Genomic DNA, 15,996 nt, shown 5'->3' on the forward strand with positions numbered 1-15,996 from the left:
GCGGGTCGCACCCTCCGGCACGTAGTCCAGCAACGACTGGTGCCCGCGGACTGACCCGTCTGACCGGGAACGCGTCAGGCTAGGGCGAGGAGCGCCACACCATGAGCAGGTAGCCGCCGAAGTAGGCGGACATGATCATCATGGCGGTGATCACGGTGGCCGCGCGGGCCCAGCCGGCGCGGGCCAACGCCACCGCAGGCGGGATCAGCAGCGGAAACGCCGGGAGCAGGAACCGGGCTTTGGAGTGGTAGTAGCCGGCCGCGCCGAGCGTGGTGACCAGCAGCAGGCCGCTGTAGAGCAGCAGTTGCCAAGGCTGCCGGTCGAGCACGCTCAGCACGAAGAGCAGGATCGCCAGGCCCGCTACCAGGGTCACCATGTACAACTCCAGCGCCGACGCCTTGCTCAGCACCATCTGACCCCGCTGCAGGGTGTCGACACCGAAGTCGAAGGTGGTGCCCCAACCGGCGTCCTGGATGTGGAACCAGCCGTCGGGCCGGCCGGTCTGCACGCCGACCCAGGCCAGGTAGCCCAGCCAGCCGAGGGGCGCCAGGATCATGGCCGCCCAGGGGCGCCAGCCGTGGCGCCGCTTGATGACGGCGACGAGCGCGGCCAGCCCGACGACGGCGATCAGCGACGAGCCGGTGGGACGGGTGAGGCCGGCGAGCAGGCAGAGCACGCCCGCGGTGAGCCAGCGATCGCGCAGCAGCGCGTAGAGCGTCCAGGCCGCGAGGGCCGTGAACAGGCCTTCGCTGTACGACATCGACTCTACGATGCTGTGCGGAAGCACTCCCCAGAGCGCCGCGAGCAGGATCCCGACCCGCCGACTGTGCAGCAGGTTGCCGACGGCGAATAGCCCCCAGGCGGCGGCGAGCGCCGCAGCCCAGGCCACGACGAGGGCGGTCTTGCGGTGGTCGAACGGGCTGAGCGGTTCCAGCAGAGCCAACATGCCTGGGTAGAGCGGAAAGAAAGCCATGTTGCTCTGCAGCTTTTCGTACCCGTCGTAGCCGTGTTGGGCAATCAACAGGTAGTAGGTGCCGTCGAACCGGGTGAGCAGGCTCTCCGTGCTGCGGTTGGTGGCGCGGGCCCAGATGTAGAACGTGACTCCGCCGACCACGCGGGTCGCCGCGTACGCGACCAGGGCCGGCAGGGCCAGCTGGAAGGCGGCGCGGAACCGGAGCATGGCCCCGTCCCGAGGCGCCGGCGTCTCGGCAGGGCTCTGTTCCGTCGTCGACGGGCGGCGCTCGTCGGTCGTCACCACGTCCATTTTCGTCCTGTCTACGCTGAGGCGGGGTGATCGGTCGGGCGCGGACGGGATCCGGCGTCACCCCCGGAGATGGCCCCCGCGCGGCACGGCGGTCACCGGTCGTCGACCAGGATGCAGGTTAGCAACCGCCTCGGCTCGGCGGGGACACCGAACGCCGCGCGGGGCGGGTCCGACGCCTGACTTGTCGTAGACTCGCTCGGGTCCCGCGGGCGCGGTGCTGGCTGACACGGAAACGAGCAGGAATGGGATCTGACGGCACAACCGCGGCGGGCACCCGTGGGCGGGTGGTCATGCTGGTGGACAACGGGGTCGATGGGGACTCCCGGGTGCAGAAGGCGGCGCGCTCGGCGGCCGAGGCCGGTTGGGAGGTCGTCCTGCTCGGGCGGGCGCCGGTCGGTCAGCCGCGGAGCTGGCGCCTCGGTGCCGCCGAGGTTCGGCTGATCCCGATGCCCGAGCCGCTGGCCAAGCGCCGACACGAATTTCGACGCGCACTGCTGCGTGCGCCGCTGGCCTACCCGCCGAGCGGGATCGGCGCCCATCGCGCGCAGGCCGTGAAGGCCTGGCGCGCCGACCTGCAGGTCCGCCGCGCCGCCTTGACGCTGGCGGTCCGCGACGGCGGTCGCGTCCCGTCGCTGGCCTGGCCGACGCTGCGGGTCGAGGAGAAGTTCTCCGGCCTGGTCCGTCTCTGGGTGTCGCTGCGCAACCGGGAGCTGAGCCGGGCCCGTCGTGGCCGCAAGCTGACCAGCCCCTGGGACCGGGCGTACACCCTGTTCTGGCAGCGGCTGCGCGGCGGCGGCGCGTGGCGCCGCCTCGAGCCGGGCCTGTGGGACTACGAGCTGGCCTACGGCCCGGTGGTCGACGAGCTGGCACCGGACCTCATCCACGCCAATGACTTCCGCATGATCGGCGTCGGGGCCCGCGCCAAGATCCGTGCTGCCACCAAGGGCCGGCGGATTGCACTGGTGTGGGACGCCCACGAATACCTGCCCGGCGTGCAGCCGTGGCGCGACAACGCCCGGTGGCTGCCGGGGAACGTCGCGCACGAGCGGGAATACGTGCCGTACGCGGACGCCGCGATGACCGTCTCCGCCGGGCTGGCCGATCTGTTGCAACGCGAACACGGGCTGGCGGAGCGCCCCGCGGTGGTGCTCAACGCGCCGACGCTGGAAACGCAGCCGGCGGGCGGCTCCGCCGAGCCGGTACCGGACATCCGGGCGCTCTGCGGGATCGGCCCGGCCACGCCGCTGCTGGTCTACAGCGGGGTGGCCGCGGCCAAGCGCGGGCTCGGGGTGATGGTCGAGGCGCTGCCGCGGCTGCCCGAGGCGCACGTCGCCTTCGTGACCAACAAGCCCCAGTCGGCGTACGTCAAGGGCCTCGTCCGCCGCGCCGAGGAGCTCGGGGTGGCAGGGCGGGTGCACGTGCTGCCGTACGTGCCGCATCACCAGGTGGTGCCGTTCCTGTCGGGCGCGCAGGTCGGGGTGATCCCGATCCAGCACTGGCCGAATCACGAGATCGCCCTGATCACGAAGTTCTTCGAGTATTCACACGCCCGGCTGCCGCTGGTCGTCTCCGATGTGCGGACGATGGCGGAGACTGTCCGCGAGACCGGGCAGGGTGAGGTGTTCGAGGCCGAGGACGTTGCCGACTTCGTCCGGGCGGTCACCGCGGTGCTCGCCGACCCGCAGCGCTACCGCGCGGCGTACGACCGGCCCGGGTTGCTGGCCGGCTGGACCTGGGAGGCGCAGGCGGAGATGCTGGACGGCGTCTACTCCCGGCTGCTGCCCGCCGCACCGCCGCGCCCGATGTCCGCCCGCAACACCTCCACCGGCGCCGAGCAGGCAGTGGCGGAGGTGGGGGCGTGAGTCAACCCGACGTGACGGTGGTGATTGCCGTCTACAACACCATGCCGTACCTGACCACCTGCCTGGATTCGCTGGTCGGGCAGACCATCGGGCTGGACCGGCTCGAAGTCGTCGCGGTCGACGACGGCTCCACCGACCGCAGCGGCGCCGAGCTGGACCGCTACGCGAAGCGGTACCCGGATACGGTCCGGGTGCTGCGCCAGGCCAACTCCGGCGGCCCGGCGGTGCCGAGCAACCGCGCCCTGGACCACGCCCGCGGGCGGTACGTCTTCTTCATCGGCTCAGACGATCATCTCGGCCCGGAGGCCCTGGAACGCCTGGTGGACGCCGCCGACCGGTGGGGCTCCGACGTGGTGCTCGGGCGGATGGTCGGCACCAACAAGCGCTACGTGCACCAGGCCGTCTACGCCGAGACCCGGGAGCAGGTCGATCTCGTCGACAGTGCGCTGCCCTGGTCGCTGTCGAACACCAAGCTGTTCCGGCGGGACCTGATCGAACGGCACGGGCTGCGCTTCCGTACCGATATGCCGATGGGCAGCGACCAGCCGTTCACACTGGAGGCCTGCGTCCGCGCGAACAAGGTCTCCGTCCTCGCCGACTACGAGTACTACTACGCGGTCAAGCGGCACAACGCGCAGAACATCACCTACGCCAGCCGCTTCGAGGAGCGGCTGCGCTGCGCCGAGGAATTGGTTGGCTTCGTCGCCGGTCTGCTCGAGCCCGGGCCGCGGCGGGACGCGGTCCTGCTGCGTCACTTCAGCTGGGAGGTGGCGAAGCTCCTCAAGAGCGAGCTGCTCGACCTCGCCGCTGACGTCCAGGAGCGCGTCCACGACCGGATCCGCAAGTTGGTCGAGGCGTACCTCACCGACGACATCCTGGCCCGGTTGGCCCCCGACCTGCGGCTGCGGCTGGTCGTCGCCCGCGACGCCGAACTGGAGCGGCTGTGTGAGCTGATCCGGCAGCAGGCCGGGCGGACGCCACCCGAGATCAGCGTCGACGATGGCCGCTGGTATGCCCACTATGTCGGCTTCCGTGACCCGTCGCTCGGCTACCCGGACGAGTGGTACGACGTGACCGACGGCTCCGCGGAGGTGCTGGCGACGCTCACCGCGACCCGGCTGGCCTGGGGACGGGACGCCGCCGGCGCCCGGTCCCTGGTGGTCACCGCGCAGAGCCGCTGGGCGGAGCTGGCCGACCTGCCCGCCGAGGCGCTCCGGGTCAGTGCCGGGAAGGTGGCCGGCGTGACATCCGTCACCACCGGTGAGCCCGGTACCGTCGTACGGACGGTCTTCGCGGTGGACCGGCTGCTCGCGGCCGTGCTGCCCAACGGCGGACGGGAGACGGTACGGGCCGAGGTGAGCACCCCGGCCGGGGCCGGTTCCGCGCCGTTGCGGACCGACCGCCGGGTCGGCGCGCCCCGCCTGCTCACCCGCCACGGCGTCCGGTTGCACCTCGTCACGCCCACCACGAACCACAAGGGCCAGGTGATCGTCGCGATCACGCCGGTGGATGCCGGTCGGTTCCTTGCCCGCCTGCGCCGAATCTGGCCCTCTGGAGGAAAGTAGTTTCATGAACATCTGCGTCGTCGCGCTCGGAAAGATCGGCCTTCCGCTCGCCGTGCAGTTCGCCTCGAAGGGGCACCGGGTGATCGGTGCCGACGTTTCCGAGCGGGTCGTCCAGCTCGTCAACGATGGTGCCGTGCCGTTCCCCGGCGAGGCCGACCTGGACGTGAAGCTGAAGGAGGTGGTGGCGGCCGGGTTGCTGTCGGCCACCACCGACACCGCCGCCGCGGTCGCCGACTCCGAGGCCGTCGTCGTGGTGGTGCCGCTCTTCGTGGACGCCGACGGGGTACCGGACTTCGGCTGGATGGACGACGCCACCCGGGCCATCGCCCGCGGCCTGAAGCCCGGCACCCTGGTGAGCTACGAGACCACCCTGCCGGTCGGCACCACCCGCAGCCGCTGGGCGCCGATGCTCCAGGAGGGCTCCGGCCTCACCGCCGGCAGGGACTTCCACCTGGTCTTCAGCCCGGAGCGGGTGCTCACCGGGCGGGTCTTCGCCGACCTGCGCCGCTACCCGAAGCTGGTCGGTGGCGTCGACGAGGCGTCCGCCGCGCACGGCGTGCGCTTCTACGAGGCGGTCCTCGATTTCGACGAGCGCCCCGACCTGGAGCGCCCGAACGGGGTGTGGGACCTGGGCTCGGCCGAGGCGTCTGAGCTGGCCAAGCTGGCCGAGACGACCTACCGGGACGTCAACATCGGCCTGGCGAACCAGTTCGCCCGCTTCGCCGACACGGTCGGCGTCGACGTCACCAAGGTCATCGAGGCGTGCAACACCCAGCCGTACAGCCACATCCACTCGCCGGGCATCGCCGTCGGTGGCCACTGCATCCCGATCTACCCGCGGATGTACCTCTGGAACGATCCGGCCGCCACCGTCGTCCGCTCGGCCCGGGAGGCCAACGCAGCCATGCCGGAGTACGCGGTCGACCTGCTCGCCGCCGCGTACGGGGACCTGACCGACGTGGGCGTGCTGGTGCTGGGGGCGGCCTACCGGGGTGGAGTCAAGGAGACCGCCTTCTCCGGCGTCTTCCCCACCGTCGAGGCGCTGCGTCAGCGGGGCGCCAAGCCGTACGTCTCCGACCCGATGTACACCAGCGAGGAGCTGGTGGCGCACGGCCTGCCGGCGTACGACGGTGAGCCGCTCGGCGCTGCGGTCATCCAGGCCGACCACGCGGAGTACCGCAGCCTCGTCCCGGCCGACCTGCCGGGCGTGACCGTTCTGGTGGACGGTCGGCGGGTCACCGACCCGGCCCGCTGGGCCGGCGTCCGCCGGGTGGTCATCGGCGGCTGATCCCCACCCGTCCGCTCCGGGCCCCGGCCGTTCCACGGCCGGGGCCCGTTGCGGTGCGCCACCCGACGCACACCGCCGGTGAGTCGCCCCTCCCGCCCGTTCACCCACGAGACACCCCGGCAATACTTGTGTTACTTGCCCCGTTTAGGGCTGCGGCGGCCGATATCGAACGCCGTCAACACCGGTGAGCAGACAGGGAGCGTGTCGTTGTTCAGCAGAATACGGAGCCAACAGGGTGTCGCCGTCGCCGGCGTGACCCTGCTGAGCTACGGGATCATGGTTCTGGCCGGCGTCCTGGGCTGGGCGATTCCGTTCGTGGTCGCCGCGTTGGTCGCGACAGCGGGTGAGTTCGCCCTCGCCAACCGGTTCGCCGCCACAGCCGTGCTGCTGGAGAAGGCCGGTATCGAGCCGGTCTGGCGGTGGCTCGTCCGCGACCTCTCGGTGGTCCTGCTGATCGTCAGCACCGTCCGCCCCGGGGTGGCCGCCACGATCGGGATCATGCTGCTGCCGGCCGCGCTCTGGGCCGTCGCCGTCGGAACGACCGCGTTGAACCGGGTCGTCGAGGGCCGCGCCGCGACGCCGGCGTTCACTCGCAACATCGACCTCGGCGCGGTACGTAGGGCACCGGTACCGCCGGCCTGGGCCGAACGCGTCTCGGGCCTGCGGATGCCGGTGCTCAACTTCCTGCTGCCGCCGGCGGCCGTGGTGGCCGCGCTGGTCGACCGGATCACGCCCGTGCTGGTGACCGGTCTGGTCACCCTGGCCATCGGGCTCGTCGCGGCGGCCGTGCTGACTTTCACCCTGCTGCGTGGGCGTGGCCGTAGCCCCGGGGTGCTGCCCGCCGTGCACGACTGGCTGGCCCGGGAGCGTCCGGAGGTGGCGCTCTACTTCGCCGGCCCCGGCAAGGACGTCTACCAGGCCAACATGTGGCTCGCCCCGGTGGAGGCGGCGGGCCGCCGCGCGGTCGTGCTGCTGCGCGCCGAGGACGCCTTCGAGGCGCTGGCGGACACCCGGCTGCCGGTGATCTGCGTACCGGCCGGGGTCGACTTCATGAACCTCGATTTCAGCCCCGTCCGGGTGGCGCTCTACGCGGCGAACGTGGGCGCCAACATCCACATGATCCGCGAGCCGGGCGTCCGGCACGTCTTCATCGGGCACGGCGACAGCGACAAGCAGGCCAGCGTCAACCCCTTCAGCAAGGTGTACGACGAGGTGTGGGTGGCCGGTCGAGCCGGTCGGGAGCGGTACGCGCAGGCCGGGGTGGGCGTGCTCGACCGGGACATCGTCGAGGTCGGCCGGCCGCAGTTGTCCGGGGTGCGGACCTTCGGCTCCGGCGCGACCGACCGTCGGTTCACGGTGCTGTACGCCCCCACCTGGGAGGGGTGGCTGGACGACGACCCGCACCACACCTCGCTGGTGTCGATGGGGGAGCGGATCGTGTCGGGCGTGCTCGCCGCGAACGTGCGCCTGATCTACAAGCCGCACCCGCTGACCGGCACCCGCTGGCACAAGGCTCGGGCGGCCAACGACCGGATCGTCAGCCTGATCCGGGCTGCGGGCGGCAAGGTGGACGTGACCTCGCTGGACGGCGACGCCCATGTGGTCGTCACCGGCCGGGTGCCGGCCCTGTTCGACTGCTTCAACGTCACCGACCTGCTGATCAGCGACGTGTCCAGTGTGGTCTCCGACTTCGTGCAGAGCCAGCGGCCGTACGTGGTGGCCAATCCGGCCGGCCTGCCGGAGGACGAGTTCCGCCGCGCGTACCCCACGTCACGGGCGGCGTACCTGCTCTCCGCCGACTGCGGTGAGCTGGGGAAGATTCTCGACCTCACCCGGGCCGGCGACGACCCGATGACCGAGGCTCGGCGTGAACTGAAGGAGTACCTGCTCGGCCCGGACGAGCCGAACCCGATGGATCGTTTCCGCGCGGAGATCGAGCGTCTCTGCGCCTGAACTGCGCCGGTTGCCGGTGAGGGGCGCTCCGCTCACCGGCAACCGGTAACGGTCAATTCCGACGCGGCGGGTTCGCCACGTCCCGGGAGACGACCTCGCCCTTCTCGTCGACCCAGCCTTTCGGCCGGGCCGGGTTGCCGGCCACCAGCTGGTACGGCGCCACGTCCCGGGTGACGACCGAACCAGCGGCGATCATCGCGTACTCGCCGACCTCGATGCCGCAGACCAGGGTCGCGTTCGCGCCGATGGAGGCGCCTCGCCGGACCAGGGTCGGCGTGATCGTCCAGTCCGGATTCTGCGCCCGCGGCCGGAAGTCGTTGGTGAAGACCGCGCACGGGCCGACGAAGACCTCGTCCTCCAGGGTCACACCCTGGTAGACGGAGACGTTGTTCTGGATCTTCACGCGGTCGCCGACCGTCACGGTGGCGTCGACGTACACGTTGCGCCCGATCACGCAGCCCGCGCCCACCTGGGCCGACGATCGGATGTGGGCCAGGTGCCAGACCTTGGTGCCGTCGCCGACCTGGGCGCCGTCCTCGACGTCGGCGGTGGGGTGGACGAAGACCGAGGGGGCCGGTGAGGTGCTGTCAGTCATCCTTCAACTCGCATGTGTCGCAGGGCGCGCCGGGCGCCGTCGGTGACCCGCGCCGGCTCGGGCCGGAGACCGGGCACCGGTCGCGCGGATCGGGGCTGCCACGCTGCCCCGGGCACGGAGCGTGTCGTCGGGGCGCGGGACTCGGCGTAGCATATCGACCGCTCAGCCGAGCAGCGCCGCCACCGCCTCGGCGGCCGGGGTGTCCGCCGGCAACGCCTGCGCCGCCACCACCGCCGCGACTGCCAGCGGGCCGTACACGTGCGGGAAGAGTTGTCCGCCGCGCGACGGCTCCCAGCGCAGCGCGTCGCCCAGCCGCTCTTCCGCCACGCTCAGCAGGGTCAACCCGGTCGCCCCGGTGAAGTGCCGGCGCGCCGTCTCCACCACCTGGTCGCGGCCGGAGAGGTGGATGAAGCCGTCCTGCCGGTCCACGGCGGAGCCGGTGAAGGCGCCGGCGGCGAGGGCGTCGTCCCATTCCGTGGTCGGCAGCAGTTTGTAGATCACAGCGGCAGCCTACGGGGGCACGCCCGGGGTGCTCGCCCGGTTTTCGCCGGTACCGCCGCGCCCGTCGCCCCCCGCCGGGCATGCTCAGGTCAAGGGCCGCGGAGGGATGGGCGATGCAGAGCTACGACGACGACTGGACCGACAGCCAGCGCGCGCTGTACGACGAGTGTTACCGGGCCGGCGGCGAGTGGGCCGAGGACCCGGACACTCCGTCCGACGACGTACAGCACGTGATCAACCTGGCCGAGGCGGACGATGACGCCTTCCAGGACGCCGAGATCGACTATCCGCCCCTGGTCGACGCGGTCACCCAGGCCAGCGGAGTCAACGTCACCAGCGTGCCGGCCAGCCACGAGGACCCGGGTTTCCGCGGCTTCACCGACGGGGTCCGGGACGCCACCGCCGACGACGTCTTCGGCCTCTAGTCGACCCGTCGAGGTAGGCGGACCGCGCGCCGGCCGCAGGCTTCTGCCACCATTCGCAGAACAACGCTGCGACGGACGGGGGCCTGGGTGCGGATCCTGCTGGTGGAGGACGACCGCCGGGTGGCCGCCGCGCTCTCCTCCGCCCTCACCCGCCGTGGGTACGAGGTCGAGCACGCGGGCACCGTCGCCGCCGCGCTCTCCGCCGCCCCGTGCGACCTGGTGCTGCTCGATCTGACCCTGCCTGACGGGGACGGCACCGACCTGTGTCGGGAGCTGCGTCGCCGCAGCAGCCAGCTCGGCATCATCGCGGTGACCGCGCGGGGCGAGGAACGCGATCGGGTGCTGGGCCTGCGCCTCGGCGCGGACGACTACGTCGTCAAGCCGTTCTCGATGGTGGAGTTGCAGGCCCGGATCGAGGCGGTGCTGCGCCGGGCCGCGAACGCCCTCCCGGAGCGGCACTTCATCGAGGCCGGGTCGGTACGCATCGACGTGGCCGCGCGGGCGGTGACCGTGGACGGCCGCGCGGTCACGTTGACCCGCAAGGAGTTCGACGTACTGCTCTCGCTGGCCCGCCAGCCCGGGGTGGCGGTGCCCCGCGATCGCATCCTGCTCGACGCCTGGGGCACCACCTGGGCCGACCGGCACACGGTCGAGGTGCACGTCGGTTCCCTACGCGGCAAACTCGGCGACGCCCGCCTGGTGGAGACCGTACGCGGCGTCGGCTACCGGCTGCGCGACGCGTGAGGGGCTGACGTGCGCCGTCGACTGGTGATCAGCTACCTGCTGCTGATGGTGCTCGTCCTCATCGCGTTGGAGACCCCGCTGGCCGCCACCATGGCCAGCAGTGAAACTGAACGGATCCGCGCCGACCGGCTCGCCGACGCCACCCGGTTCGCCTCGTTGGCCGGGCCGGCGTTACGTGACGGCGGGCCGGGCGCGATCGAGTCGGAGCTGACCAGCTACGACAACCTGTACGCGATCGGCGCGGCGGTCGTCGACCGGGACCGGAGCACCTCGGTCTCCTCGCCGAGTTGGCAGCCAGGCCCGGGGACCGCGGCGGTGCTGGACATCGCGCTGTCCGGGCAGCAGACCAGCGCCCCCGAGTCGGTCTGGCCCTGGACGACGGGCCCGGTGGTGGTGGCGGTGCCGATCAACGACGGTGGTGAGGTGCTGGGCGCGGTGGTGATCGTGACCCCTTCCGGCCCGATCCGCCGGGCGGTCGTCTTCTGGTGGCTGCTGCTCGCGCTGGCTGGTCTGCTCGCCGTGCTGGCCTGCGTGCTCACCGCGTTCGGGTTGGCCGGTTGGGTGCTGCGCCCGGTCACCGAACTGGACGCGGTCACCCACGAGATCGCCGAGGGCGACCGGGGTGCCCGGGTGCAGCACCGCCTGGGCCCGCCGGAGCTACGCCGGCTCGCGGCCAGCTTCAACCACATGGCCGACGTGGTCTCCGACGTGATGGATCGGCAGCGTGCCTTCGTCGCGCACGCCAGCCATCAACTGCGCAACCCGCTCACCGCGCTGCGCCTGCGGGTGGAGGAACTGGGCCCCAGCCTCAGTGACCCGGACGGCCGAGCCGAGCACCGGCTGGCGCTGGAGGAGACCGACCGGCTGGCGTTGGTGCTCGACGCGCTGCTGACCCTCGCCCGGGCCGAACGGGAGGAGAACGAGCGGATCACCGTGGACGCGTCGGCGGTGGCCGCGTCCCGGGTGGCCGCGTGGGCGCCGCTGGCCCGGCACCGCTCGATCGCCTTGCGGCTGGCCACGACCGACGCCCCGGCGTATGCCCAGACTGTGCCGACCGCCGTCGACCAGGCGCTGGACGCGCTGATCGACAACGCGGTGAAGTTCAGCGGGGCCGGTGGGGTGGTGACGGTGACCGTGGTCCGACGTGACAACGGGGTGGCCCTGGAGGTGCGAGACTCCGGTCCGGGCATGACCGAGAGTCAACTCGGCCAGGCGACCGAGCGGTTCTGGCGGGCGCCGGACGTGCAGAACGTGGACGGCGCGGGTCTCGGCCTGACCATCGCCGCGGTGCTGGTGGACGCGTCCGACGGGCGGCTCACCATGCGCCGGGGGGAGTCCGGCGGGCTGGTCGCCGTCCTGTGGTTCCCGGCGCCTGAGGCCGACCTGTCAGTGGAGCCCTCGGACGAGGAATTGGCCGCCGACCTGCGGCCCACCCCGACGGGGTGAAGGCGGGCCGTCAGGGTTTGGCCGCGCGGTACCAGGCGGCGGCCCCGGGGTGCAGCGACAGCGGCGCGGTGACGATCGCCGAGCGCGGGCTCATCCGCCCCGCCGCGGGATGCGCGGCGGCCAGCTCGGCCCGGCGTTCCATCAGCAGCCGGGTCACCTCCCGGACCAGCGGCTCGGGCAGGTTGGCCCGGACGATCAGGTAGTTCGGGTTGGCCACCGTGGTCATCGCGTCCACCCCGTACACCGAGCGGGGGATGTCCCGGGAGACGTAGACCTGGCCGTAGCGGGAGCGCAGCGGCTCCGTCCATTCGCTGAGGTCCACGATCCGGGTGGCGCTGCGCCCGGCCAGCTCCTCGATGCCCCGCACCGGCAACCCGCCGGAGAAGAAGAACGCGTCGATCCGCCCGGAACGGAGCGCCGCCACCGAGACGTCCAGTCCGAGCCGCTCGCGGTGCACCTCGTCACCGCCGAGTTGGGCCACCTCCAGCAGCCGGGTCGCGGTGATCTCGGTGCCCGATCCGGGTGCGCCGACGGAGACTCGGCGACCGCGCAGGTCGGCGACCGTGCGGACCGGACCGCCGCCCGTGGTGACCAGGTGCAGTTGGTCGTCGTACACCCGGGCGATCGCGTCGACCGAGGGGCTCTCCGCCGTGGTGGCGGGCAGCACGTCGGCCTGGGTGAAGCCCAGCTCGGCCCCGCCGGAGCCGACCAGCTGAACGTTCTGCGCCGACGCTGCGGTGATCACCACGCTGGCCCGCACCTTGGGCATTTCCCGGTTGAGGATGGCCGCCAGGGACTGCCCGAACGCGTAGTAGACGGCGGTGGGGCTGCCGGTGGCGATCCGGATCGACGTCGGCTCGATCGGGGCGTCCCGGCAGCCGGCGGCGGTCAGGATCGTGGTCAGCAGCACCGTCAACAGGGCAGCCGTCCCCGCGTGGTGGCGGCCAGGCCGGCTGGACGAGGTACGACTCACGCGGTGCACTGTGCGCCGTCGGACCGGCGCGCGCAAGCCCCTTCCGGTGGTGCGCGACCTGATCACCGATCAGCAGGCCGGACGACGTGTCGGCGTCACGACCACGCCGCGCGCCGGCTCCAGGGCAGCGCTGCTGAGGATCCGCTGCCGGTCCGGGCCGTCGGCCACGCTGACCAGGAAGCAGCCGGTGCCCGGGCGGAGCCCGGCCGGCACGTCGAGCACCGCCGCGCCCCGAATCAGCACCGCGGCCAGCTCCCGGTCGGTGAGTCGTACGCCGAGGATGTGCCGGCGGACGTGCCGCCCGGCGGCCAGCAGCGCCGACCGCCAGGCCGCCGCTGCCAGCCGGGTCACCATCCGCCGGCGCGCCGGCGAGGCGCCGGGCAGCGGCCCGCCGAGCAGCTCACGCCGCCCCTGCCACCAACCGGCGTTCAACACCCGGGTGTACGCGCCCTGGTGCTCCTGGGGCACCCAGAGCCGGTGCAACTCGTAGCGGCGGCGCAGGCCGCCGACGGCCACCTCGTGGGTGACCGGGATGTCCAGCCGGGCGAGCAACTGCCGCATCCGCTGCGCGGCGTCCTGCCGGTTGAACTCCACCCCCGGCGAGCGCGCCGGGAGCGCCACGCTCGGCCGGGCGGCGGTCGGCGGCGGCGTGCAGCGCAGCAGGCAGGCGGCCTCGAACGCGTCGCCCAGCGTCAGCCAGTCCAGCGGGGGTGGCGATGCCGGGGAGCGGGGCCGGTCGAGCAGGGCGGGTTCGCGGGCCAACGGAGGCTCCCTTGTCGGAGTCTGGGTTCCCCTACCGTGGCCCCTGCGTCGCCGTTACGGAACTGGTCGCGCCCAGCCTTGAGCAAATCTTGCGGCTGCCCCGCCGCTACAGGTCGCTGACCACCAGATCCACCTGCCGCACCCGGCCGGGTGCGGTTGCCTGCTCGACGACGGTGTACTTCAACTCCCGCAGCGTGCCGACCATTTCCGCGGCGGTGCGCGGCCGGGCCCCGGCGACGAGCAGGTCACGGACCAGCCGCCCCTTGGTCGCCTTGTTGAAGTGGCTGACCACCGAACGCACCGGCACGCCGTCGACCTCGCGCTCGTGCAGCACCCGCACGGTGACGGTCCGGTCGGCCAGCTCCCCGCGCGGCGTCCAGGTGGCCGCGTACGCGCCGGAGCGCAGGTCCAGCACCGGGCCCTTGCCGGCGGCGGCGTCCAACGCCGGCGCCAACTCCTTGCGCCAGTACGCCGACAGCGCCCCGACGCCCGGCAGGCGAGCGCCGATCGGGCAGCGGTACGGGGGGATCCGGTCGGCCAGTCGGACCGCGCCCCACAGCCCGGAGCTGATCAGGATCGACCGTCGGGCCGCCCGCTGCGCCGCAGTCGGCAACGAGGTCAACTCCAGCGCCTCGTAGAGCACCCCGGTGTAGAGCCGCTCGGCCGGCGCGGTGGCCGCCTCCCGCAGCCGGGCGTTGCGGCGCAGGTCGCCCCGCTGGCCCTCGCTGAGCCCGAGCGCGGCCCGCGCCGCCGCCTCGTCCGGCCCGGCGCTCAGCGCCACCAGCGCGTCGAGCACCCGCTCGCGGGCCGGGTTCAGCTCTGGCAGCGAGACCTTGTCCGGGGTCCACCGCCGTCCGGTGCCGGCGTCGGCCTTTCCCTCCGAGGGCGGCAGCAGGATGAGCATCGGGTCTCCTCGACGGGCGGGACGGCGCCCCACGCGCCGGCCCGGCCAGCGTACGACCCGCCTCTATCGCCAGGGCCGCAGCGGGGTGTCGGGGTGGTACACGCGATAGCCGCCGACCTCCTGCACCGGCGCGGCGTCGGCCCGGTCGGCGAGCAGCGCCCGCAGCCGCCGATCCATCGGCGAGTCGACCTTCATCACGTAGCCCGGTCGCTCGGCCTGCCCGACCTGCCGCCAGTACGGCCGGTAGCGGTTCTGCCCGGGGGACAGGTCGCCGTCGAGCACCCCGCAGACCACCGTCTCGTCCGTATTGAAGATCAACCGGTTGCAGGTCCAGTAGTCCCCGTACACCTCGTGAGGGCCGTTGGTGCGCAGCGCGGCGGCCAACTCCCGGGCCTGGCGCTCCTCGGTCCGCGACGTGGCGGTGCCGGTGGCCGCGAAGAGCACGGTGATCACCAGCGTGGTCGCGGTCAGTGCGGCCAGAACGGCGGTGGACAGCGCCCCGGTGAACCGGCCGAGTGCGCCGACCGTGCCCCGCCAGCAGGCCACCGCTGCCACCCAGAGCGGCCAGAGCACCGCCGGCAGCGACAGTTGCAGCACCGACAGGTAACGGGCGTTCTCCAGTGGGTTGGTCGCGGCGAGCGGGCTGCGCACGTACGACAGCAGGGTCAGCGCCGCGCCGACGACCAGCGCGAGCTGCACCACCGGCCCGACCCGCTCGCCGCGCGGGGCTCCCGCGGCCCGGCGGTACGCGAGGACCGCGAGCACCGCGCCGGCCACCAGCAGCACCGGATACAACAAGCCGAACCACTGTTGCCAGCGTCCGCAGCCGTCCACCGGGCAGAGCCCGTGCGCCAGCGGAACCCCCTCCAGGAGGCCGCCGCGGATCCGGTCGGACCAGGGCGGGGTTGGCCCGGCCTTGGTGCTGACCTCCCGGAACACCGACAGCGAGTCCGCACCGGGCGGGGCTCGCAGGTTGTCCCAGAGCATCGGCGCCACCCCGACGACGACCCCCGCCACCAGCAGCAGGCCGGACCAGCCGAACAGCTCTCGCCGCACCGCCCACACCAGCGTCAGCCCGGCCACCGCCAGGTACGGCAGGATCAGCCAGTCCGACCAGGCGGCGAGCCCGACGAGCAGGCCGAACAGGGCGAACGCGAGCCGTCGGCGGTGGATCGTCCCGGCGGCCAGCCCCACGGTGATCAGCAGCATCAGCAGCACCGCCGGCTTCACCTCGGGTCGGCCACCGACGACGGTGAGTTGGTCGCGCACCACCCGCTCGCCTCCGAGCGCGAGCAGGCCCACGACGAAGGTGGCGAACCAGGGTGTGCAGAGCCGGCGGGTCAGCCGGTAGATCAGATAGAGGAAGACCGCGTACAACGCGAGCATCGGCAGCCGCAGCACCGGCCAGCTCGGCCCGGCCACCGCCACCAGGGGAGCGGCCAGGTACGACTCCAGCATCCCCATGTAGTGCTGCCCGTAGAGGAAGACCGGGCGTTCCCGGCCCTGCGCGATGTGCAGCGCTGCGAGGCCGAACGTCGCCTCGTCACTGTTCGACACCGGCACCGTGTACAGCGTCAGGACCAGTCGATACCCGACGCCGGCGAGCCCGAACAGCAGCGCGACGAGCGCCGGCCGGTCGAGTCTCGGGCGCCATCGCCCACGGTGCTGCTCTGGATGTGACACGACCACGCCCCCGTCGTCGTCCCGACGGAGT

14 protein-coding genes are annotated in these 15,996 nt (G+C 72.6%); 7 read left to right on the forward strand and 7 right to left on the reverse strand.

Going from position 1 to position 15,996, the window contains the following annotated elements; translation table 11 throughout:
* Positions 1-79: 79 nt before the first annotated feature.
* Positions 80-1,264, reverse strand: coding sequence for a hypothetical protein (locus tag ABZT18_RS09475; RefSeq protein ID WP_354993940.1), 1,185 nt, complete (start codon positions 1,262-1,264; stop codon positions 80-82).
* 290 nt (positions 1,265-1,554) lie between these two features.
* Between ABZT18_RS09475 and ABZT18_RS09480 the strand changes: the two genes are divergently transcribed.
* The 4 genes from ABZT18_RS09480 (at position 1,555) to ABZT18_RS09495 (ending at position 7,932) form a co-directional block, all read left to right on the forward strand.
* Entirely contained in the window at positions 1,555-3,126 is a 1,572-nt protein-coding gene (locus tag ABZT18_RS09480; protein WP_354994062.1) for a glycosyltransferase family 4 protein, read from the forward strand.
* Positions 3,123-4,691, forward strand: a complete 1,569-nt coding sequence (locus ABZT18_RS09485) for a glycosyltransferase (RefSeq protein ID WP_354993939.1) — start codon at positions 3,123-3,125, stop codon at positions 4,689-4,691. The genes ABZT18_RS09480 and ABZT18_RS09485 overlap by 4 nt, the downstream gene beginning before the upstream one ends.
* Before the next feature lie 4 nt (positions 4,692-4,695).
* Complete coding sequence (locus ABZT18_RS09490) at positions 4,696-5,979, forward strand: nucleotide sugar dehydrogenase (RefSeq protein ID WP_354993938.1); 1,284 nt, start codon at positions 4,696-4,698, stop codon at positions 5,977-5,979.
* A gap of 207 nt (positions 5,980-6,186) precedes the next feature.
* Positions 6,187-7,932 carry a CDP-glycerol glycerophosphotransferase family protein gene (locus ABZT18_RS09495; RefSeq protein WP_354993937.1) on the forward strand — a complete coding sequence of 582 codons (1,746 nt, stop codon included), beginning with the start codon at positions 6,187-6,189 and terminating at the stop codon, positions 7,930-7,932.
* A 52-nt stretch (positions 7,933-7,984) separates the two neighbouring features.
* On the opposite strand, the gene ABZT18_RS09500 is transcribed toward ABZT18_RS09495, so the two are convergent.
* Positions 7,985-8,527 carry an acyltransferase gene (locus ABZT18_RS09500; RefSeq protein ID WP_354993936.1) on the reverse strand — a complete coding sequence of 181 codons (543 nt, stop codon included), beginning with the start codon at positions 8,525-8,527 and terminating at the stop codon, positions 7,985-7,987.
* Positions 8,528-8,689: 162 nt separating this feature from the next.
* The gene (locus tag ABZT18_RS09505) at positions 8,690-9,028 is read right to left on the reverse strand and encodes a DUF952 domain-containing protein (RefSeq protein WP_354993935.1); all 339 of its coding nucleotides are present in this window, start codon (positions 9,026-9,028) and stop codon (positions 8,690-8,692) included.
* Between the two features lie 113 nt (positions 9,029-9,141).
* On the opposite strand from ABZT18_RS09505, the gene ABZT18_RS09510 reads away from it, so the two are divergent.
* The 3 genes from ABZT18_RS09510 (at position 9,142) to ABZT18_RS09520 (ending at position 11,643) form a co-directional block, all read left to right on the forward strand.
* A complete protein-coding gene (locus ABZT18_RS09510; RefSeq protein WP_088947217.1) occupies positions 9,142-9,453 on the forward strand; it encodes a hypothetical protein in 312 nt (103 codons plus the stop codon).
* A gap of 87 nt (positions 9,454-9,540) precedes the next feature.
* Positions 9,541-10,197: a response regulator transcription factor gene (locus ABZT18_RS09515; protein WP_354993934.1), complete on the forward strand. Its 657-nt coding sequence runs from the start codon at positions 9,541-9,543 to the stop codon at positions 10,195-10,197.
* A gap of 9 nt (positions 10,198-10,206) precedes the next feature.
* Positions 10,207-11,643 (forward strand): HAMP domain-containing sensor histidine kinase, encoded by a 1,437-nt coding sequence (locus tag ABZT18_RS09520; protein ID WP_354993933.1) that lies wholly within the window; start codon positions 10,207-10,209, stop codon positions 11,641-11,643.
* A gap of 10 nt (positions 11,644-11,653) precedes the next feature.
* On the opposite strand, the gene ABZT18_RS09525 is transcribed toward ABZT18_RS09520, so the two are convergent.
* The 4 genes from ABZT18_RS09525 to ABZT18_RS09540 form a co-directional block, all read right to left on the reverse strand.
* A complete protein-coding gene (locus tag ABZT18_RS09525) occupies positions 11,654-12,625 on the reverse strand; it encodes a TAXI family TRAP transporter solute-binding subunit (RefSeq protein ID WP_354993932.1) in 972 nt (323 codons plus the stop codon).
* A 60-nt stretch (positions 12,626-12,685) separates the two neighbouring features.
* A complete protein-coding gene (locus tag ABZT18_RS09530) occupies positions 12,686-13,378 on the reverse strand; it encodes a hypothetical protein (RefSeq protein WP_354993931.1) in 693 nt (230 codons plus the stop codon).
* 106 nt (positions 13,379-13,484) lie between these two features.
* Positions 13,485-14,282, reverse strand: coding sequence for a peroxide stress protein YaaA (yaaA, locus tag ABZT18_RS09535; RefSeq protein WP_354993930.1), 798 nt, complete (start codon positions 14,280-14,282; stop codon positions 13,485-13,487).
* Positions 14,283-14,345: 63 nt separating this feature from the next.
* Positions 14,346-15,971, reverse strand: a complete 1,626-nt coding sequence (locus ABZT18_RS09540; protein WP_355250903.1) for a hypothetical protein — start codon at positions 15,969-15,971, stop codon at positions 14,346-14,348.
* Positions 15,972-15,996: the final 25 nt, after the last annotated feature.

Source organism: Micromonospora sp. NPDC005291 (assembly GCF_040607415.1).
Taxonomy (GTDB): domain Bacteria; phylum Actinomycetota; class Actinomycetes; order Mycobacteriales; family Micromonosporaceae; genus Micromonospora.

Bases quoted from the DNA above. Each gene is read 5' to 3' on its own strand.
- ABZT18_RS09475 (WP_354993940.1), bottom strand. From the start codon at position 1,264: ATGGACGTGGTGACGACCGACGAGCGCCGCCCGTCGACGACGGAACAG.
- ABZT18_RS09480 (WP_354994062.1), top strand. From the start codon at position 1,555: ATGCTGGTGGACAACGGGGTCGATGGGGACTCCCGGGTGCAGAAGGCG.
- ABZT18_RS09490 (WP_354993938.1), top strand. From the start codon at position 4,696: ATGAACATCTGCGTCGTCGCGCTCGGAAAGATCGGCCTTCCGCTCGCC.
- ABZT18_RS09500 (WP_354993936.1), bottom strand. From the start codon at position 8,527: ATGACTGACAGCACCTCACCGGCCCCCTCGGTCTTCGTCCACCCCACC.
- ABZT18_RS09510 (WP_088947217.1), top strand. From the start codon at position 9,142: ATGCAGAGCTACGACGACGACTGGACCGACAGCCAGCGCGCGCTGTAC.
- yaaA (WP_354993930.1), bottom strand. From the start codon at position 14,282: ATGCTCATCCTGCTGCCGCCCTCGGAGGGAAAGGCCGACGCCGGCACC.